This is a genomic window from Paraburkholderia ginsengiterrae, from assembly GCF_001645125.1.
Lineage (GTDB): Bacteria > Pseudomonadota > Gammaproteobacteria > Burkholderiales > Burkholderiaceae > Paraburkholderia > Paraburkholderia ginsengiterrae.
This window is the reverse complement of record NZ_LXKA01000076.1, coordinates 69,159-86,917: the sequence shown is the minus strand read 5'-3', so window position 1 is coordinate 86,917 and position 17,759 is coordinate 69,159. Positions and strand designations below refer to the sequence as shown.

Here is a 17,759-nt window from a genome sequence, read left to right as displayed (position 1 = left end):
GGATTCGCAGGCGGGGGAGTGGATTGCTGGAATGCAAGGCGGGCGACGTCGTGTTGCCCGGGTGCTTACGGCATTTCGTGCTGCGGTGCACATAGCCGCGGCGCACCTGCGACGGGCGCGGAATTTATAATGAGCAAGAGTGTCTGAGAGCATTGCAGCGGTTTGCCGCGGCATCACACAACTAGAGGAGGTGCGCGTGTCCTTCACGCTGCATGGAATTCCCGTGTCACGCGGTATCGCCATCGGGCGGGCTTATCTGATCGCCCCGGCCGCACTCGACGTAGACCACTATCTGATCGAACACGCCCAGATCGAGGGCGAGATCGAGCGCTTTCGCGCGGCCCAGCAGCACGTGCACTACGAGCTCGAATCGCTGCGCGCCGATCTTGCCGCAGACGCACCCAGTGAAATGGGCGCGTTCATCGACGTTCATTCAATGATCCTGAACGATGCAATGCTCGTGCAGGAGACCTTCGACCTGATTCGCACGCGCCGCTACAACGTGGAGTGGGCGCTGACCGAACAACTCGAGCGCCTGTCGCGCCATTTCGACGATATCGAAGACGAATACCTGCGCGAGCGCAAGGCCGACATTGAACAGGTGGTGGAGCGCATATTGAAGGCGCTGGCAGGCGCTTCGGGGGCGCTGGTGGACGGCGTGCATGGCGCGTGCGACGAGATGATCGTGGTCGCGCACGACATCGCGCCGGCCGACATGATGCAGTTCAAGACGCAGACGTTTCAGGGGTTCGTCACGGATCTCGGCGGCCGCACCTCGCACACGGCGATCGTTGCTCGCAGCCTCGGCATTCCAGCCGCGGTTGGCGTGCAGCACGCGAGTGCGCTGATCCGTCAGGACGACCTGATCATCGTCGACGGCGACCACGGCATTGTGATCGTCGATCCCGCGCCGATCGTGCTGGAGGAGTACTCGTACCGGCAGAGCGAAAAAGCGCTCGAACAGCGCAAGCTGCAGCGGCTGAAATTTTCGCCCACGCAAACGCTGTGCGGCACTCGCATCGAACTGTGCGCGAACATCGAGTTGCCGGAAGACGCGCGCGCCGCGATCGACTCGGGCGCGACCGGCGTGGGCCTCTTCCGCACCGAGTTCCTGTTCATGAATCACAAGCATCATCTGCCGGAAGAGGAGGAACAGTTCGGCGCGTATCGTCGTGCGGTCGAGCTGATGAACGGTTTGCCGGTCACGATCCGCACCATCGACGTGGGCGCCGACAAGCCGCTCGATGCCATGAACGCGGGTGACGGCTACGAAACCGCCGCGAACCCGGCCCTGGGATTGCGGGCGATTCGCTGGAGCCTTTCCGAGCCGCAGATGTTCCTCACGCAATTGCGGGCCATTCTGCGCGCGTCGGCGTTCGGCAAGGTGAAGATTCTGATCCCCATGCTCGCGCATGCGCAGGAAATCGACCAGACGCTGGATCTGATTCGCGAGGCCAAGCGTCAACTCGACGACGCGGGCATCGCCTACGATCCCAACGTGCAGGTCGGCGCAATGATCGAGATTCCGGCGGCCGCCATCGCGTTGCCGCTGTTCCTGAAGCGGCTCGATTTTCTGTCTATCGGCACGAACGACCTGATCCAGTACACGCTGGCAATCGACCGCGCGGACAACTCGGTCGCGCATCTGTACGATCCGCTGCATCCGGCGGTGCTGCATCTGATCGCGTTCACGCTGCGCGAGGCGAAGCGGGCAGGGGTGCCGGTGTCGGTGTGCGGCGAGATGGCGGGGGATCCGGCGTTGACGCGCCTGTTGCTCGGCATGGGCCTCACTGAGTTTTCCATGCATCCGAGCCAGTTGCTGGAGGTCAAGCAGGAAATCCTGCGCTCGCATCTGAAGACGCTGGAGAAGCCGGTGGCCGACGTGCTGGCTTCGTTCGAACCGGAAGAGGTGCAGGCGGCGCTCAAACGGGTCGCGCTGATCTGAACTGTTAGCCTGGCTTGTTTCAAAAGAAACGCCGCACATTGTGCGGCGTTTCTTTTTCAGCGAACGGCAAGCATCAAGACGGGTGCGCTTGCCCGCACACCGGGCAATCCGGCTGGCGCGCAATGCGCATGGTGTTCCATTCCATTCGCAGCGAATCGAGCATCATCAGGCGCCCCAGCAAGGGCGTACCGATTGCGCCAATTACCTTGAGCGCTTCGGCGGCCTGCATCGAACCGACAATGCCGACGGTGGGTGCGAACACGCCCATGGTCGAACACGCGACTTCCTCGAACGGCTGGTCTTCGGGAAACACGCACGCGTAGCAGGGTGAGCTTTCGTCGCGGAAATCGAAGGTGCTGATCTGGCCGTCGAAGCGCAACGCCGCACCCGACACCAGCGGCACGCCATGCTTCACGCACGCCCGGTTGATCGCGTGGCGCGTCGCGAAGTTATCCGTGCAATCGAGCACGACGGTGGCATGCGGCACCTCGCGATCAAGCCACGCGTCGTCGACACGCTCGGCCACCGCATTTACCGTCACCTCGGGATTGATCTGTGCGATCGCGTCGCGCCCGGACTCCACCTTCTTGCGCCCGACGGACGCGGTCACGTGCAGGATCTGCCGCTGCAGATTGGTCAGGTCGACCGTATCGGCATCGACCAGCGTCAACCGGCCGACGCCGGCCGCCGCCAGGTACAGCGCAGCGGGCGAGCCCAGTCCGCCCGCGCCGACAATGATGGCGTGAGCATCGATAAAGCGCTGCTGTGCCTCGATGCCGATTTCGTCGACGAGGATGTGGCGGGAATAGCGGAGGAGTTGATCGTCGTTCATGGCGAGGCGCGTAAGTGTGTCGCGCGATGGAAGGCAGAAGGCGAGTCTGCCGCGCGCGCTGTCGTTGTGCTTATTCTAATCGCGCAAAGGAACTGTCGAAGCTGGCGAATAGGCCGGCGCGTGCCGGCCGCCGCGCGGGTCTTCGCAGGCTGTGGCGCCGCGAAGACCCGTCAGAGCTGAGTGCTTACTTGGCCGGCGCTGCCGGCGCCGATGCACCCGGTACCGGTTGCGTCGCCTTGACCGAGACCGGCGCGGACGCCGACGTCTCCGGCTTGTTCTGCGCGAGACGACGCTCGGTCAGCGACTTCGATTCCTGCACCGGCTTGCCTTCCAGCTTGTTCAGCGCCTGTTGCAGCATGAAGTCGTCGGTCGAACCGAATTCCACCGGCTTGCGCTCACGATCCTTCTGACGCTGTTCCGGCGTCTTCTTGTCGTTCTGCTCTTCAAGCTGGCGCAACTGGTCCATGCGTTCCTGTTCGCGCTGTTCCGCTTCCTTCTTCTCGTTCGGATCCTGCGTGTTCGCAAGGTGATTCGAGTAGTCGACTTCGCGGGTGACGAGTGCGTCGTCCGGATCGCCTTCAGCGTACTGGTCGACCGCGATATCAGGACGGATGCCCTTGTTCTGGATCGAACGGCCGCTCGGCGTGTAGTAATACGCCGTGGTCAAGCGCAGCGCGGTGTCGGCCGTCATGGGGCGCACGGTCTGCACGGAACCCTTGCCGAAGGTGGTCTTGCCGACGATCAGCGCGCGATGCTGGTCCTGCAGCGCACCCGCGACGATTTCCGACGCCGACGCGGAATACGCGTTGGTCAGCACGATCATCGGCACCGTCTTGAAGATCGGCGCTTCGTCTTTCAGCGGATCGCTGTCGAAGGATTGCAGGCGGTAGTTGTCGTAAGTGTCGCGATAGACCTGCTTCGAGTCCGGAATCTGGCCGTTGGTGGACACCACCACCGAATCCGGCGGCAGGAACGCGCCGGCCACGCCGACCGCGCTTTGCAGCAGACCGCCGCCGTTATTGCGCAGGTCGAGCACGAGGCCCTTCAGATTCGGCTGCTGACGCGCGATGTCCTGCAGCTTCGCGGCGAGATCAGGCGTGGTGCGTTCCTGGAAGCTGGTGATGCGCACATACGCGTAACCCGGCGCGAGGATCTTCATCTTGACCGACTGGACCTTGATGATCGCGCGCGTGACCGTGAGCGGGAACGTGCGGTCGTCGGTCTTGCGGAAGATGGTGAGCGTGACCTTGGTGCCCGGGTCGCCGCGCATCTGCTTGACGGCCTGGTCGAGCGTCATGCCGCGCACCGGCTTGTCGTTGATGCGTGTGATCAGGTCGCCCGGGCGGATGCCGGCGCGGAACGCGGGCGTGTCTTCGATCGGCGAAATGACCTTGATCAGCCCGTCTTCCGACGAAATTTCGATGCCGAGGCCGGCGAAACGGCCCTTGGTCTGCTCCTGCAGTTCCTCGTAATCGGTCTTGTCGAGGTAGGACGAGTGCGGGTCGAGGCTCGACACCATGCCCTTGATGGCGGCGGTGAGGAGCTTTTTATCGTCGACCGGTTCGACATACTCGTGTTTGATTTGCCCGAACACTTCGGCAAAGAGCCTGAGCTGGTCCAGCGGCAGCGGGGCGACCGCGGCGCTGGCGGGTTGCTGGGCCGAGGCGGAAAGTTGCAGGGTGGCAAATACACCGGTAGCAAGGCCCGCGGCAATCAGGCCGATATTTTTCAGGTTCTTTCGCATAGAGTCTGTTGCGGTCGGAAGCGCGTGGCAGCGTCGATAGAGATGGGGACGGACAAGTATAACTGCACACCCGGCAACTCAGGGCGTAGCGCAGCCAATCGGGATTCGACAGCACCGGCCGGGTCTGGTTCGTGGGATTGGGGTGGTCGCGCCGAAGTAATGTGCCGTAACACGCGGAGGGCGGGCGCTAAAAGGCACGCCAGAATGCAGCGGGCCGCGCCGGCCGGTATGTTTCACCGGCCGGCGCGGCCCGTTGGCCGCCGCCCCGCGGCCTCTTTCACCGCGAGGCGGCAGCGTGGCAGGAGGATCAGCCTGCCTTGCCCTGGCTGGCGACCGCGGCCTGCGCCTTGGCAATGGCCTCCTGGTCGCCCAGATAGTAGTGCGTGATGGGCTTCAGGTTCTCGTCGAGTTCATAGACGAGCGGCACGCCGTTCGGAATGTTCAGGCCGACGATGTCCTCGTCGGAAATATTGTCCAGGTACTTCACCATGGCGCGAATCGAGTTGCCGTGCGCGGCGATCACGACTTTGCGGCCCGACTTGATGGCCGGCGCAATCGACTCGTTCCACAAGGGCAGAACGCGTGCGACCGTGTCTTTCAGGCACTCGGTGAGCGGCAGCTGTTCGCGCGGCACCTTCGCGTAGCGCGGATCGGCGTAGGGCGCGCGCTCGTCGGTCGGCTCGAGTGCCGGCGGCGGCGTGTCGTAGCTGCGGCGCCAGACCAGCACCTGTTCGTCGCCGAATTTCGCGGCGGTTTCCGCCTTGTTCAGGCCCGACAGAGCGCCGTAATGGCGTTCGTTCAGACGCCACGAATGCACCACCGGCAGATACATCAGATCCATCTTGTCCTGCACGTGCCACAGGGTGCGGATCGCGCGCTTGAGCACCGACGTGTAGGCGATGTCGAATGTGTAGCCCGATTCCTTCAGCAACACGCCCGCGTGCTGCGCTTCGCGGTTGCCCTGCTCCGTGAGGTCGACGTCGACCCAGCCCGTGAAGCGGTTTTCCTTGTTCCACGTCGATTCGCCGTGGCGGATGAGAACGAGTTTGTACATGAGATTGCTGGTCGGTAGTGAGGAAGCGGTAAGCGTTGCGGGGGTCCTCTAAAGGAGCGCCGCCATCGCGTCAGACGGTTATTTTATAATGGGTGGATTGCCCTTTTCGATTTCTCTCTTTTTCGGCGGATTTTCCGTGAAGTTTTTCACTGATTACACAAACCTTGTACTGATCGCGATCGTCCTCATCTCTGGTGTGTTGCTGCTGTGGCCGACGATCAGCCGGCGCGGCCGCGGCGGCCTCTCGGCCGCTGAAGCCACCCAGCTGATCAACCGGCGCAATGCGGCGGTCATCGACCTGCGGCCGTCCGCCGACTTCGCCAAGGGGCACTTGCCCGCGGCGCGGCACCTTGAATTCGCGGAGCTGCAGGCGAAAGTCGCCCAGCTCGTGAAGAACAAGAGCAACCCGGTGCTGCTGGTATGCCAGACCGGCCAGCAGTCGAACAAGGCAGCGCGTATCGTGCAGGATGCGGGATACGCGGAAGTCCATGTTCTCGAAGGCGGAGTCGACGCCTGGCAGAAAGCCGGTATGCCGGTTGTGAAACAAGGAGCAGCCAAGTGAACAAAGTGATCATGTACAGCACCCAGGTGTGCCCGTATTGCCAGATGGCCGAACGTCTTTTAAAGTCGCGCGGCGTCGAGCACGTCGAGAAGGTACTGATCGACAAGGATCCGACCCGCCGTGACGAAATGATGACCCGGACCGGACGCCGTACGGTGCCGCAAGTGTTCATCGGCGAGACGCATGTTGGCGGATACGATGACCTCTCCGCGCTCGATCGTGCGGGCGGTTTGACGCCGCTGCTCGAAGCCGCCTGAATTCTCACGCCCGCCGGCGCGTGAGCGGGCGGGTTGAACACCAAGCCGGCGTATTCCTGTCCCAAGGGCGGGAATGCGCCGCAACGATCTGGCGGCCCATGAAATCATGGGCCGCCGCCATGCATACCTATCAGGGAATCATTCAATCATGTCTGACGAGAATAACCAGCCGTTCTTCAACATCCAGCGTATCTACCTGAAGGACATGTCGCTCGAGCAGCCGAATTCGCCGGGCATCTTCCTCGAACAGGACATGCCGTCGGTCGAAGTCGAAGTCGACGTGAAGGCCGAGCGCCTCGCTGAATCCGTGTTCGAAATTCTCGTGACGGGCACCGTCACGGCCAAGGTGTCGGACAAGGTGGCCTTCCTGATCGAAGCCAAGCAAGCCGGCATTTTCGACATCCGCAACATTCCGGCTGAGCAGATCGATCCGCTGGTCGGCATTGCCTGCCCGACCATTCTGTTCCCGTACCTGCGCTCGAACATCGCCGACGCGATCACCCGCGCCGGCTTCCCGCCGATCCACCTCGCCGAAATCAACTTCCAGGCGCTGTACGAGCAACGTCTCGCGCAAATGGGCAGCCAGGACGGCGCGGCGCAAAACGGCGTCACGCACTAAAGTGTCGCACGCAGTGCCGGCTATGAAGGTTGCTGTCCTCGGCGCCGGCGCATGGGGCACCGCCCTCGCCGGCCATCTGGCCTTACGGCACGACACGGTCTTGTGGGCGCGCGAGCCCGCGCTCATTACCGAACTCTCCGCTTCGCACGAAAACGCCCGCTATCTGGCGGGCGTCGCGTTGCCGGCGGCGCTTCGTTATGAGGCAGATCTGGGCGCGGCGCTCGACCATGCGCTCGCCGCTAACGCGTTGTGCGTCGTGGCAACGCCCGTGGCCGGACTGCGCGGGCTGTTTCAAGCCATGCGCGATGCCGGCAAGGTGCCGGCGCATGTGGTGTGGCTGTGCAAAGGGTTCGAAGCCGATTCGCAGTTGCTGCCGCATCAGGTTGTCGCGGCTGAACTGCCGGGGCACGGCAGCAACGGCGTGCTATCCGGTCCGAGCTTCGCGCGCGAAGTCGGGCAGGGCCTGCCGGTCGCGCTGACCATCGCGAGTGCATCGGCGGCGTGCCGCGAGCGCACGGTCGCCGCGTTTCATCATGGCGCCATGCGCATTTATACCGGCGACGACGTCGTCGGCGTGGAAGTGGGCGGCGCGGTGAAAAACGTGCTGGCGATCGCCACGGGTATTGCCGACGGCCTCGGGCTCGGTCTGAACGCGCGCGCGGCGCTGATTACGCGCGGCCTCGCCGAAATGTCGCGCCTCGGCGTGACGCTCGGCGGGCGGGCGGAAACCTTCACCGGTTTGACTGGCTTGGGCGACCTGATCCTGACCGCAACTGGTGATCTGTCGCGCAATCGTACTGTCGGCTTGCAACTCGCCGCGGGCCGCACGCTCGACGATATTCTCGGCGGCCTCGGCCATGTGGCCGAAGGCGTGCGTTGCGCGCAGGCGGTTCTCGCCATCGCGCGAGCTCATGCCATTGAAATGCCGATCACCCAGGCGGTCTGTGCCGTGCTGTTCGACGGCGTGGCACCTCGCGACGCCGTCAGCGCCTTGCTGCGGCGCGACTCCAAAGCTGAATAAGCCTTGTCTTTCAGCCGTTTGGCGCGCAAAGCGCTGAACGGCTGCCTGCTATCGCTGTCCACGTTTTATCGACGCTTCGGATTGGCGAGGTTCCCATGCTCAGTTTCAATCATTGCACGCTGGAAGCGCGCGTGGTCGATATCACCACGCTTGCCGTGGATGCGATCGTCAACGCTGCGAATACGTCGTTATTGGGCGGAGGCGGGGTGGACGGCGCGATTCATCGCGCGGCCGGAAGGGAGCTGGTGCGCGAGTGCGAGACGCTTGGCGGCTGCGCGACCGGCGACGCGAAGCTGACCGGTGGCTACCGCCTGCCAGCCAAACATGTGATTCATGCGGTCGGCCCGGTCTGGCGGGGTGGTGCGCATGGCGAAGCCGATTTGCTGGCGTCCTGCTACCAGCGCTCGCTCGAGGTGGCGCGCGAGGCGCAATGCAGGAGCATCGCGTTTCCCGCAATCAGTTGCGGAATCTACCATTTTCCCGCCGACGACGCCGTGCGGATTGCCGTCGGCACGGTGCTCGACACCTTGCCGCGCACGCCGCTGATCGAGCAGGTGGTGTTCGCCTGCTTCGACGACGCCATGTTCGCCCGCTACGAGGCCGAATTGACGCGCCGTCAGGCGCCGCCGTCGAAGCCGGTCTGACGCCAGGCCTCGAACACCACTACCGCGACGGTATTCGACAGATTCAGGCTGCGGTTGCCCGGGCGCATGGGCAGCCGCACGCGCTGTTCGTTGGCAAACCGGTCGAGCACCGAATCGGGCAGGCCGCGCGTTTCGGCGCCGAACACGAACCAGTCGTTCGGTTGAAACGCGTGCTCGTGAAATCGGCCCGCGCCGCGGGTGGTGAAGGCGAACATGCGTGCCGGGTCCGGTGATTCTTTGGCGATGAAGGCGTCCCAGTCGGCGTGGACATTCATCTGCGCATATTCGTGATAGTCGAGGCCGGCGCGGCGCAACTTGGCATCGTCGAGCGGGAAGCCGAGTGGCTCGATCAGATGCAGCTTGGCGCCGGTGTTGGCGCACAGGCGGATCACGTTGCCGGTATTCGGCGGAATTTCCGGTTCTACTAGAACGACGTTGAACATGATGAGGTCGGGTGGAGACTAGTTTTTGGGTGTGCGCAGCGCGACGAAGTTGGTGACGCGCCGTGCGCCGGCCGCTTTTAGCGTGCGCGCCAGCGCCTCGAGCGTCGCGCCGGTGGTCATCACATCGTCGACGATGCCGACATGCAGCCCTTGCACGGGTTGTGCGACCTTGAAGGCGCGGCCTACGTTCTGCCGGCGTGCGTCGAGATCGAGCCGCGACTGCGGCACGGTATGAATCACCCGATGCAGCAAGGTTGCGTCGCTGCGCACCTGCAGCGCGCGGGCGAGCGGTTTGGCAATCTGCCATGCCTGGTTATAGCCGCGCTCGGTAAGCCGCCGGCTGGCGAGCGGCACGGGTGCGATCACTTCGGGCCACTCGCTCCGGTCCTGCCGGGCGTCTTGCGCGAGACGCGCGAGGCGCAGGGCGAATTCCCGCGCCAGCATCAGCCGGGCGCGAAATTTCAGGCCGACCGCCAGGGTGTCGAGCGGTGCCCGGTAGTCGGCGAGGGCGAAGGTCGCGTCGAACGGCGGCGGCTCGCCGATGCAATCCGCGCACCGGTAGTGCGCGTGCCTCGCTCGCCGCGCTGCCGATAACGGCACCGCGCAGACGGTGCAGCGAAGCCGGCTTTCATTCCAGTAGGCTTCAGCGCAGCCGGCGCACAGCGTTGCCTGCGACAAGTTGCCGCACAGTGCGCAGAGATTCGGCAACACGCCGCGCCTGATACGCGCGAATGAGTCGCCGGAAGAAGAAGAAAATGGCCGGAATGGCATGGTTGGAGCGCCCGCAAAGGCCTTCCACGCTGAATGGAAGGAAGCGAACGAGTATACTTCGTGCTCTACGCCAGTACGACACCCATGCCCCCAACTTCTGCTCAAACAGGCCGTCCGGCCTATGATTCCCGGCGTCTGCGGCGAATCTTCGACCGGCGGGCCACGACCTTCGGCGAAGTCGCGTTCCTGCCGCGCGAAATCGCGCAGCGCATGCGCGAGCGTCTCGACTACATCAAAGTCACGCCGGCGAGCGTGCTCGACGCCGGTTGCGGCGTTGGTGAAGACATCCCCGCGTTGCGCGAACGCTTCCCCGAAGCGCCGGTGTTCGGCGCCGATCTGTCGCACGGCATGCTCACGCGTGCGCTGCGACACGATGCGGGTGACACGAGTTGGCGGCGCTTTCTGCCGGCTACGCTCGGCAAGGCGCTCGGCGCGCGCGGTCCGAGGTTCGCGCAAGCTGACTTTTCGGCGCTGCCGTTTTCGGCCGGCGCCTTTGAATTCATCTGGTCCAATCTCGCGCTGCACTGGCACTCGCGGCCCGATCTTGTGTTTCCCGAATGGCAGCGCGTGCTGAAAGTCAACGGATTGCTGATGTTCAGCACACTCGGCCCCGACTCGCTCAAGGAGTTGCGCGGTGCCTACGCCGAGATCGAGGCCGCGCATGGCGTTGCGTCGCGCAAGCATGTCATTGACTTTGTCGACATGCATGATCTTGGCGACATGCTGGTCGAAAGCGGCTTCGAGATCCCCGTGATGGACCAGGAAGTCCTCACCATTACCTATAAGTCACCCGAGTCACTGCTTGCGGACGTGCGCCGCTGGGGCGCGTATCCGTTCGAGCGGGAAGGGTCGTCGAGCGCTGCTGCGCGCAGGCTGCACAAGGCTTTGCTGGCGGCGCTCGACGCCCGCCGGCGCGCCGACGGCACGATCGCGCTGACCTTCGAGGTGATCTACGGACACGCGTGGAAAGCCGTGCCGCGTACCACGGCTGAAGGTCATGGCATTGTGCGAATCGAGGATATCGGACGAGGCTCGTCGAGGAGCCGGTGAGGAATCAGCGAGGTGGTAAAGAGGACATCTGTTATGTCTGAAATTACCGCTTCAAAAGACCCGCAAAAGCGGTGTCAAAACGGCGCAGAGGCTTGTCGCGCCGGGCTTGTGGGGCAATTGAGGCTTGCTTGTGGATGCCATGGATCGCGCCTATAATGCGTCAGTTTGTCGCCCGGACCCCCCAAATTTGGGACAACGGGTTTGCGGCGCAGAGCAACAAGATAAGATGTACGGCGGTGATCGGGCGGCCGGAAGAGGGGACGCAGAATCAGCAGGAGGCAGCGATGGGAGCATCAGATCTGCTGGCGGATTCAGAACCAGTTCTCAAAGACTGGACCATGAAACGCAACTGCTCGATATCGCCGCGACAGTTCGTATGTTTCTATGTATCGCTTGCGTTGGTCTCGCTGGCAATTGCTTTCATGCTGTTCCTGGTCGGCGCCTGGCTGGTGTTGCCGTTCACCGGGATCGAATTGCTGGCGGTGGCCATCGCATTTGCCATCTATGCGCGGCATGCTGTGGATTACGAGCGCGTCCGGTTGTTTCAGAACCGGCTCGTCATCGAGCAGGTCAGCGCCGAGCAGCTCACGCAGTTCGAGTTCAATCCGCGCTGGGTGCGGATCGAGGCGGGCGCAACGCCGCGTGACCGGATCAAACTGGTCTCGCGCGGCCAGACGATCATGATCGGGCAACATCTCGCGCAGTATCGGCGCGCGCAGTTCGCAGGTGAATTGCGTATGTGGCTCACACGCTGTTAAGAGGGCCCCCAAACCTGGCGCTTCGCGCCAGGCCCCCCGAGGGGGAAGAAAACTTGGGGCGGCCCTGCGTTTTCTTAACGTGTGTGCAGCCGCGCGGCGTTCAAGGGGGAGCGCGAGAAAGCCTGCCGGCGGGGTCGAGGGTTTGAATGGAAATTTTGGGTAAGGAAGCTATGAAAACAATCAAGCGAGCCCTCATGGGCGTGCTGGCGATGAGCGGACTGCTTTTCGCCGGTGCCGCCCTGGCAGTGGGCGATGTTCCGGGCGGCCCTGCCGTCAACGAGATCAATCTCCAGCCGCCTGCGACGAAAATCGCTGAGGAGCTCTTCAGCCTCCACATGTTCATGCTGGTTCTGTGCCTGGTCATCTTCGTCGGCGTGTTCGGCGTGATGTTCTATTCGATCTTTGCTCACCGCAAATCGAAAGGCCACAAGGCTTCGAATTTCCACGAAAGCACCACCGTCGAAATCATCTGGACGATCGTGCCGTTCATCATCGTCGTGCTGATGGCGCTGCCCGCCACCAAGACCGTCGTCGCGATGAAAGACACCACGAACGCCGACCTGACCGTCAAGGTCACCGGCTACCAGTGGAAATGGGGCTACGACTACGTGAAGGGCCCGGGCGAGGGCATCAGCTTCCTGTCCACGCTGGCCACGCCGCGCGCCGAAACCGACGGCCGCCAGCCGATTTCCACTACGTATCTGCAGGAAGTCGACAATCCGCTGGTCGTCCCCGTCGGCAAGAAAATCCGCATCATCACCACCGCGAACGACGTGGTCCACTCCTGGTACGTGCCGGCCTTCGGCGTGAAGCAGGACGCGATCCCGGGCTTCGTGCGCGACACGTGGTTCAAGGCTGAGAAGACCGGCACGTTCCGCGGCTTCTGTACCGAGCTGTGCGGCAAGGAACACGCGTTCATGCCGGTGGTGGTCGAAGTGCTGTCCGCCGACGACTACGCGAAGTGGGTCGACGTGCAGAAGCAGAAAATGGCCGCCGGCCAGGACGATCCGAACAAGACCTACACGCTGGCTGAGCTGATGGAGCGCGGCGGCAAGGTGTACGCGGCGAACTGCGCGGTCTGCCACCAGCCGAACGGCAAGGGCGCAGGCGCATTCCCGGCGCTCGACGGCAGCAAGATCGCCAACGGCGCGATTGCCGAGCACGTCAGCCTGGTGCTGAAGGGCAAGAATGCGATGCCTTCGTGGGCGCCGACGTTGAACGACGTCGAAATTGCTTCGGTCATCACGTTCGAGCGCAACTCGTGGGGCAACCACACCGGCGACATTCTCCAGCCGAAGCAGGTTGCGGATGCGCGCAACGGCAAGCTGCCGGAAGGCGGCAACCATCTGGCCGACGCAGGCGCGGCGGCTAGCGGCGCAGAGGCGGCTTCGGGCGCGGCAGCGTCGGGCGCGCAGGCGGCCGCGGCAGGCTCGGACAGCGCGGCGGCAACGCAAGCGGCACTGCCGGCCAGCATCTACTTCGACACCGGCAAGAGCACGCTGCCGGCTGATGCGAAAGCGGCGGTCGACGCGGCTGCCGCCTACGCGAAGTCGCATCCGGACGCGAAATTCACGCTGTCGGGCTTCACCGACGCTACCGGTTCCGCCGACCTCAACGCGAAGCTTGCGAAGAGCCGTGCCGAAGCCGTGCGCGACGCGCTGAAAGCAGCCGGCATTGCCGAAGACCATATTATTTTGAAGAAGCCGGAAACGATCACGGGCGGCACCGACGCGAAAGAAGCCCGGCGCGTTCAGATCAGCCCGGCCGCCTGACGTGTTCATGGTCAGCACCGCAGAATTCGCTTTAGGAGATTGTCATGTCTAGCATCGGACACGATGTAGTCGCGGGCCACGAGCACGTGCACGGCGACCATGCCCACGAAACGCCGCATGGGTGGCGTCGTTGGCTGTTCGCAACCAATCACAAGGACATCGGTACGCTGTACCTGATCTTCTCGTTCACCATGTTCCTCTCCGGGGGCGTGATGGCGCTGATGATCCGTGCCGAGCTGTTCGAGCCGGGCCTGCAGATCATGCGTCCCGAGTTCTTCAACCAGCTGACCACCATGCACGGGCTGATCATGGTGTTCGGCGCGATCATGCCGGCCTTCGTCGGCTTCGCGAACTGGATGGTGCCGCTGCAGATCGGCGCATCGGACATGGCGTTCGCGCGCATGAACAACTTCAGCTTCTGGCTGCTGCCGGTGGCGGCTGTTCTGCTGGTCGGTTCGTTCTTCTCGCCGGGCGGCGCGACCGCCGCGGGCTGGACGCTCTACGCGCCGCTGTCGACGCAGATGGGCCCGGGCATGGACTTCGCGATTTTCGCGGTCCACTTGATGGGTGCTTCGTCGATCATGGGCGGGATCAACATCGTCGTGACGATCCTGAACATGCGCGCACCCGGCCTCACGCTGATGAAGATGCCGATGTTCGTCTGGACGTGGCTGATCACCGCGTACCTGCTGATCGCCGTGATGCCGGTTCTGGCAGGCGCGATCACCATGGTGCTGTTCGATCGCCACTTCGGCACGTCGTTCTTCAACGCGGCAGGCGGCGGCGACCCGGTCATGTACCAGCACATCTTCTGGTTCTTCGGGCACCCCGAGGTGTACATCATGATCTTGCCGGCGTTCGGGATCGTGTCGCAGGTGATCCCGGCGTTCTCGCGCAAGCCGTTGTTCGGCTATAGCTCGATGGTGTACGCAACTTCGTCGATCGCGATTCTGTCGTTCATGGTCTGGGCGCACCACATGTTCGCAACCGGCATGCCGGTGACGGGCCAGCTGTTCTTCATGTACGCAACCATGCTGATCGCCGTGCCGACGGGCGTGAAGGTGTTCAACTGGGTCGCGACCATGTGGCGCGGTTCGCTGAGCTTCGAAACGCCGATGCTGTTCGCGGTGGGCTTCCTGATCGTGTTCACGTTCGGTGGTCTGTCGGGCCTGATGCTGGCAATGGCGCCGCTCGACATCCAGTATCACGGGACTTATTTCGTGGTGGCGCACTTCCACTACGTGCTGGTGGCGGGCTCGCTGTTCGCGCTGTTCTCGGGCTGGTACTACTGGGCGCCGAAGTGGACCGGCTGGATGTACAACGAGACGCGCGGCAAGATCCACTTCTGGGCATCGCTGTTCTTCTTCAACCTCGCGTTCCTGCCGATGCACTTCGTCGGTCTCGCAGGCATGCCGCGTCGTTACGCTGACTACCCGGCACAGTTCACGGACTGGAACCAGGTCATCTCGATCGGCGCGTTCGGTTTCGGTCTGGCTCAGGTCTACTTCCTGTTCGCGGTTGCGCTGCCGGCCTACCGTGGTGGCGGCGAGCTCGAAAAAGCCAGCGACAAGCCGTGGGACGGCGCAACGGGCCTCGAATGGACCGTGCCGAGCCCGGCTCCGTTCCACACGTTCGAACACCCGCCGACCGTCGAGTAACCGGTCGCCAGGTAAGCGGTTCCGGCGGCGCGCAGTATGCCGCTGCCGGCACCGGGTAGCCGCCCCGCGGCGGCTGCAAGCCAGAAGTCACGCAATGTATTCAGAAAGTCGAGCATGACGCGCAATCCACAGGAACGACGTACGCCGGAGCAGATTCGCGCAGGCAACAGGCGGATTGGTCTTGTGATGTTCGCCATCGCGGCGGTCTTTTTCGCGAGCGTCATCATCAAGCAGTGGTTTTTCACCTGACGCACCATTGGAATCCGGTTTGCAGGTTTGTTGAGGATTGAGATGTCGACGCAACCGCCGGCTCAGGCCGACCGCTCTTTTAACCGTTCGATGCTGATCAAGCTGTTCATCGTCGCGTTGATGATGTTCGGTTTTGGTTTCGCGCTGGTGCCGATGTACCGCGCAATCTGCCAGATCACCGGCATCAACAATCTTGTGCAGCGTGATGCCACGGCGCGCGAGGCGAAGAACACGCAGGTCGACATGAGCCGCACGATTTCGATCGAATTCGATGCGAACGCGCGCGGCCCGCTGGGTTTCAAGCCGGAGCAGCGCAGTCTCGACGTGCATCCGGGTGAAGTGACGACAGTGATGTACGAGGTCAGCGACGAACAGGCGCGCACGATTCAGGCGCAAGCCATTCCGAGCTACGCGCCGAAGCAGGCGACCGAGTACTTCAAGAAGATCGAGTGCTTTTGTTTTACGCAGCAAACCTTGACGGCGAATCAGACCAAGCGGATGCCGGTGGTGTTCGTGGTCGATCCGAAGTTGCCGAAGGACGTGAAAACGATCACGTTGTCGTACACGTTCTTTGAATTGAATACGCCGGCAGCGGCGACGGCCGGAGGCGCCGCGCCCACGGCCAATGCGGCGGCAACCACCGCCAATCCTGCCTGATGACGGGCGTCGCAGGCGAAGGAAGACGACAGAATGAGCGATAACGGCGGCAGCCCGCGCAAGAGCAGTTTTGGCCAGTCGATGCGTGCTGTGCTCTGGTCGTTTTTCGGCGTGCGCAAGCGTCGCGATCTGGAAGCGGATGCCACGCAGCTGAACCCGCTGCACGTCATCGCGGCAGCGGTGATTTGCGCGGCGATCTTTATCGTGGCGTTGATTCTGGTTGTGCGTGCGGTAGTGGGTTGATGCGCTTGATGCGCACGTAGTACCGGGCAAAGCAGAGCCCACGAATTAGAGCGAAGCGGTGCGGTATCGACGCGCCGCCGAAGATACAGCCGGAGATTCCGGAACAACTGGACTGAAGTGGAGAATCAAGAATGAGCGGTCAAAACGAGAGCCCGTACTATTTCGTACCGCATCCGTCGCGGCATCCGATCAGCGCCGCTTGCGGGTTGCTGGTCATGCTCGGATCGCTTGCGGCCTGGATCAACGACCACGACTGGGCGCCGATCGGCGTCGTCGTCGGTCTGTTGTGGCTGCTCTTTACGCTGTGGCACTGGTTTGGCGACGCGATCGCCGAGTCGGAAGGCGGCATGTACGGCAAGAATGTCGACAAGTCGTACCGCTGGAGCATGAGCTGGTTCATCTTCTCCGAAGTGATGTTCTTCGGTGCGTTCTTCGGCGCGCTGTTCTATGCGCGTGAAATCGCGCTGCATCAACTGGGCAGTCTCGACTACAAGCTGATCTGGCCGGATTTCTCGGCGGTGTGGCCGAACAACGGTCCGGCAGCGCTGGTCTCGACCTTCAAGTCGATGCAGCCGTGGCCGGTGCCGACCATCAACACCGCGCTGCTGCTGTCCTCGGGCGCGACGCTGACGGTCTCGCACCACGCACTGCGTGACGATCATCGCAAGAAGGCTATCGCCTGGCTGGCGGCTACGCTCGTGCTCGGGATCTGCTTCCTGTTCCTGCAGGGCTTCGAATACTTCCACGCGTACAACGAACTGAATCTGACGCTGGCTTCGGGCGTGTACGGTTCGACGTTCTTCCTGCTGACGGGTTTCCACGGTTTCCACGTGTTCCTCGGCGGCACGATGCTGGCGGTCGTGCTGGTGCGGATGATTCGCGGCCACTTCACGGCTGACCATCACTTCGCGTTCGAAGGCGCGGCCTGGTACTGGCACTTCGTGGACGTGGTGTGGCTCGGGCTGTACGTGGTCGTGTACTGGCTGTAACTCAGTCCGGCCTGCGCCGACCGGTAATCCGGAATGCGTGCGGGCCGTTCGCGCAATGCCCTGTGGGGCGGGGCGCTCGAGCAGTATGCAGGACTTATTGCAGGACTTATGCAGCGCCGCCCTCGACCCTGTCAGGGCGGCGTTTTGCTTGGGGCGGCGTGAAGAGATTGCCGCCGGGCTCAGCGCCCGTAAGGAATACCGGTCGACTGAATCCAGCCCATCCAGTGAGCGAACAGGATGAACAGGAACAGCGAGATCGACAGGCCGACCCGCGTGGCGAGCGACCAGACCATCCGCTTGGTTTTGCCCTTGTCATGCATCATGAAGTACAACGCCGACACCATGCTGGCGATGATCAGGACGAAGGCGATGGGAACGAGAATGTGCATGGAACCAGCTGAAACAAGGAAGCGCAGAGGCAAGACAGTTATTATCGCACCGCGCGCCCACGTTTGCCGTACGTTCCCCGTCACGCCGCAGGCCGCCATGGA

At 63.0% G+C, this 17,759-nt stretch carries 20 protein-coding genes; 14 read left to right on the top strand and 6 right to left on the bottom strand.

Translation table 11 applies throughout. The features are described from left to right. The first annotated feature begins 196 nt into the window (after positions 1-196). Positions 197-1,945, top strand: coding sequence for a phosphoenolpyruvate--protein phosphotransferase (gene ptsP, locus A6V37_RS05710; RefSeq protein ID WP_064266680.1), 1,749 nt, complete (start codon positions 197-199; stop codon positions 1,943-1,945). 73 nt (positions 1,946-2,018) lie between these two features. On the opposite strand, the gene A6V37_RS05705 is transcribed toward ptsP, so the two are convergent. The 3 genes from A6V37_RS05705 to gpmA form a co-directional block, all read right to left on the bottom strand. Next, on the bottom strand, positions 2,019-2,777 hold the full coding sequence (locus A6V37_RS05705) for a HesA/MoeB/ThiF family protein (protein WP_064266678.1): 759 nt from the start codon (positions 2,775-2,777) through the stop codon (positions 2,019-2,021). Positions 2,778-2,961: 184 nt separating this feature from the next. Continuing rightward, a complete protein-coding gene (locus tag A6V37_RS05700; RefSeq protein ID WP_064266676.1) occupies positions 2,962-4,521 on the bottom strand; it encodes a S41 family peptidase in 1,560 nt (519 codons plus the stop codon). 307 nt (positions 4,522-4,828) lie between these two features. Then, positions 4,829-5,575, bottom strand: coding sequence for a 2,3-diphosphoglycerate-dependent phosphoglycerate mutase (gpmA, locus tag A6V37_RS05695; RefSeq protein ID WP_064266674.1), 747 nt, complete (start codon positions 5,573-5,575; stop codon positions 4,829-4,831). A 136-nt stretch (positions 5,576-5,711) separates the two neighbouring features. Here gpmA and A6V37_RS05690 point away from each other — a divergent pair, with 136 nt between their 5' ends. The 5 genes from A6V37_RS05690 (at position 5,712) to A6V37_RS05670 (ending at position 8,678) form a co-directional block, all read left to right on the top strand. Further along, entirely contained in the window at positions 5,712-6,137 is a 426-nt protein-coding gene (locus A6V37_RS05690; RefSeq protein ID WP_064267169.1) for a rhodanese-like domain-containing protein, read from the top strand. Beyond that, a complete protein-coding gene (grxC, locus tag A6V37_RS05685; protein ID WP_064266672.1) occupies positions 6,134-6,394 on the top strand; it encodes a glutaredoxin 3 in 261 nt (86 codons plus the stop codon). The genes A6V37_RS05690 and grxC overlap by 4 nt, the downstream gene beginning before the upstream one ends. A 148-nt stretch (positions 6,395-6,542) precedes the next feature. Beyond that, complete coding sequence (gene secB / locus A6V37_RS05680; protein ID WP_064267168.1) at positions 6,543-7,013, top strand: protein-export chaperone SecB; 471 nt, start codon at positions 6,543-6,545, stop codon at positions 7,011-7,013. Positions 7,014-7,035: 22 nt separating this feature from the next. Then, complete coding sequence (locus A6V37_RS05675; protein WP_064266670.1) at positions 7,036-8,034, top strand: NAD(P)H-dependent glycerol-3-phosphate dehydrogenase; 999 nt, start codon at positions 7,036-7,038, stop codon at positions 8,032-8,034. A gap of 95 nt (positions 8,035-8,129) precedes the next feature. Further along, on the top strand, positions 8,130-8,678 hold the full coding sequence (locus A6V37_RS05670) for an O-acetyl-ADP-ribose deacetylase (protein WP_064266668.1): 549 nt from the start codon (positions 8,130-8,132) through the stop codon (positions 8,676-8,678). Here A6V37_RS05670 and trmL read toward each other — a convergent pair. After that, complete coding sequence (trmL, locus tag A6V37_RS05665) at positions 8,651-9,121, bottom strand: tRNA (uridine(34)/cytosine(34)/5-carboxymethylaminomethyluridine(34)-2'-O)-methyltransferase TrmL (protein ID WP_064266666.1); 471 nt, start codon at positions 9,119-9,121, stop codon at positions 8,651-8,653. The two genes, A6V37_RS05670 and trmL, sit on opposite strands and share 28 nt — an antisense overlap. Before the next feature lie 18 nt (positions 9,122-9,139). Further along, the gene (locus A6V37_RS05660) at positions 9,140-9,892 is read right to left on the bottom strand and encodes a ComF family protein (RefSeq protein ID WP_064266664.1); all 753 of its coding nucleotides are present in this window, start codon (positions 9,890-9,892) and stop codon (positions 9,140-9,142) included. Between the two features lie 84 nt (positions 9,893-9,976). Here A6V37_RS05660 and A6V37_RS05655 point away from each other — a divergent pair, with 84 nt between their 5' ends. The 8 genes from A6V37_RS05655 (at position 9,977) to A6V37_RS05620 (ending at position 17,268) form a co-directional block, all read left to right on the top strand. Further along, a complete protein-coding gene (locus A6V37_RS05655) occupies positions 9,977-10,942 on the top strand; it encodes a methyltransferase domain-containing protein (protein ID WP_064285845.1) in 966 nt (321 codons plus the stop codon). A gap of 284 nt (positions 10,943-11,226) precedes the next feature. Then, positions 11,227-11,700, top strand: coding sequence for a DUF2244 domain-containing protein (locus tag A6V37_RS05650; RefSeq protein ID WP_064266660.1), 474 nt, complete (start codon positions 11,227-11,229; stop codon positions 11,698-11,700). Positions 11,701-11,846: 146 nt separating this feature from the next. Next, complete coding sequence (gene coxB / locus A6V37_RS05645; RefSeq protein ID WP_064266658.1) at positions 11,847-13,472, top strand: cytochrome c oxidase subunit II; 1,626 nt, start codon at positions 11,847-11,849, stop codon at positions 13,470-13,472. A gap of 44 nt (positions 13,473-13,516) precedes the next feature. Further along, a complete protein-coding gene (ctaD, locus tag A6V37_RS05640) occupies positions 13,517-15,130 on the top strand; it encodes a cytochrome c oxidase subunit I (RefSeq protein ID WP_064266656.1) in 1,614 nt (537 codons plus the stop codon). Positions 15,131-15,244: 114 nt separating this feature from the next. After that, complete coding sequence (locus A6V37_RS42055; protein WP_100249372.1) at positions 15,245-15,379, top strand: cytochrome oxidase small assembly protein; 135 nt, start codon at positions 15,245-15,247, stop codon at positions 15,377-15,379. 42 nt (positions 15,380-15,421) lie between these two features. Continuing rightward, positions 15,422-16,036 carry a cytochrome c oxidase assembly protein gene (locus A6V37_RS05630; RefSeq protein ID WP_064285844.1) on the top strand — a complete coding sequence of 205 codons (615 nt, stop codon included), beginning with the start codon at positions 15,422-15,424 and terminating at the stop codon, positions 16,034-16,036. 33 nt (positions 16,037-16,069) lie between these two features. Continuing rightward, the gene (locus A6V37_RS05625) at positions 16,070-16,279 is read left to right on the top strand and encodes a DUF2970 domain-containing protein (protein WP_064266651.1); all 210 of its coding nucleotides are present in this window, start codon (positions 16,070-16,072) and stop codon (positions 16,277-16,279) included. Between the two features lie 131 nt (positions 16,280-16,410). Next, positions 16,411-17,268 carry a cytochrome c oxidase subunit 3 gene (locus A6V37_RS05620; protein WP_064266649.1) on the top strand — a complete coding sequence of 286 codons (858 nt, stop codon included), beginning with the start codon at positions 16,411-16,413 and terminating at the stop codon, positions 17,266-17,268. A gap of 179 nt (positions 17,269-17,447) precedes the next feature. Here the strand turns inward: A6V37_RS05620 and A6V37_RS05615 are convergent, their stop codons facing one another. Continuing rightward, the gene (locus tag A6V37_RS05615; protein WP_007179452.1) at positions 17,448-17,657 is read right to left on the bottom strand and encodes a twin transmembrane helix small protein; all 210 of its coding nucleotides are present in this window, start codon (positions 17,655-17,657) and stop codon (positions 17,448-17,450) included. Between the last annotated feature and the right edge of the window lie 102 nt (positions 17,658-17,759).

Coding starts and splice junctions, on each gene's coding strand:
- A6V37_RS05675 (WP_064266670.1), top strand. CDS start 7,036: ATGAAGGTTGCTGTCCTCGGCGCCGGCGCATGGGGCACCGCCCTCGCC.
- gpmA (WP_064266674.1), bottom strand. CDS start 5,575: ATGTACAAACTCGTTCTCATCCGCCACGGCGAATCGACGTGGAACAAG.
- A6V37_RS42055 (WP_100249372.1), top strand. CDS start 15,245: ATGACGCGCAATCCACAGGAACGACGTACGCCGGAGCAGATTCGCGCA.
- A6V37_RS05630 (WP_064285844.1), top strand. CDS start 15,422: ATGTCGACGCAACCGCCGGCTCAGGCCGACCGCTCTTTTAACCGTTCG.
- A6V37_RS05700 (WP_064266676.1), bottom strand. CDS start 4,521: ATGCGAAAGAACCTGAAAAATATCGGCCTGATTGCCGCGGGCCTTGCT.
- A6V37_RS05615 (WP_007179452.1), bottom strand. CDS start 17,657: ATGCACATTCTCGTTCCCATCGCCTTCGTCCTGATCATCGCCAGCATG.
- trmL (WP_064266666.1), bottom strand. CDS start 9,121: ATGTTCAACGTCGTTCTAGTAGAACCGGAAATTCCGCCGAATACCGGC.
- A6V37_RS05670 (WP_064266668.1), top strand. CDS start 8,130: ATGCTCAGTTTCAATCATTGCACGCTGGAAGCGCGCGTGGTCGATATC.
- A6V37_RS05625 (WP_064266651.1), top strand. CDS start 16,070: ATGAGCGATAACGGCGGCAGCCCGCGCAAGAGCAGTTTTGGCCAGTCG.
- A6V37_RS05650 (WP_064266660.1), top strand. CDS start 11,227: ATGGGAGCATCAGATCTGCTGGCGGATTCAGAACCAGTTCTCAAAGAC.
- coxB (WP_064266658.1), top strand. CDS start 11,847: ATGGAAATTTTGGGTAAGGAAGCTATGAAAACAATCAAGCGAGCCCTC.
- A6V37_RS05620 (WP_064266649.1), top strand. CDS start 16,411: ATGAGCGGTCAAAACGAGAGCCCGTACTATTTCGTACCGCATCCGTCG.
- A6V37_RS05660 (WP_064266664.1), bottom strand. CDS start 9,892: ATGCCATTCCGGCCATTTTCTTCTTCTTCCGGCGACTCATTCGCGCGT.
- ctaD (WP_064266656.1), top strand. CDS start 13,517: ATGTCTAGCATCGGACACGATGTAGTCGCGGGCCACGAGCACGTGCAC.
- A6V37_RS05705 (WP_064266678.1), bottom strand. CDS start 2,777: ATGAACGACGATCAACTCCTCCGCTATTCCCGCCACATCCTCGTCGAC.
- secB (WP_064267168.1), top strand. CDS start 6,543: ATGTCTGACGAGAATAACCAGCCGTTCTTCAACATCCAGCGTATCTAC.
- A6V37_RS05655 (WP_064285845.1), top strand. CDS start 9,977: ATGCCCCCAACTTCTGCTCAAACAGGCCGTCCGGCCTATGATTCCCGG.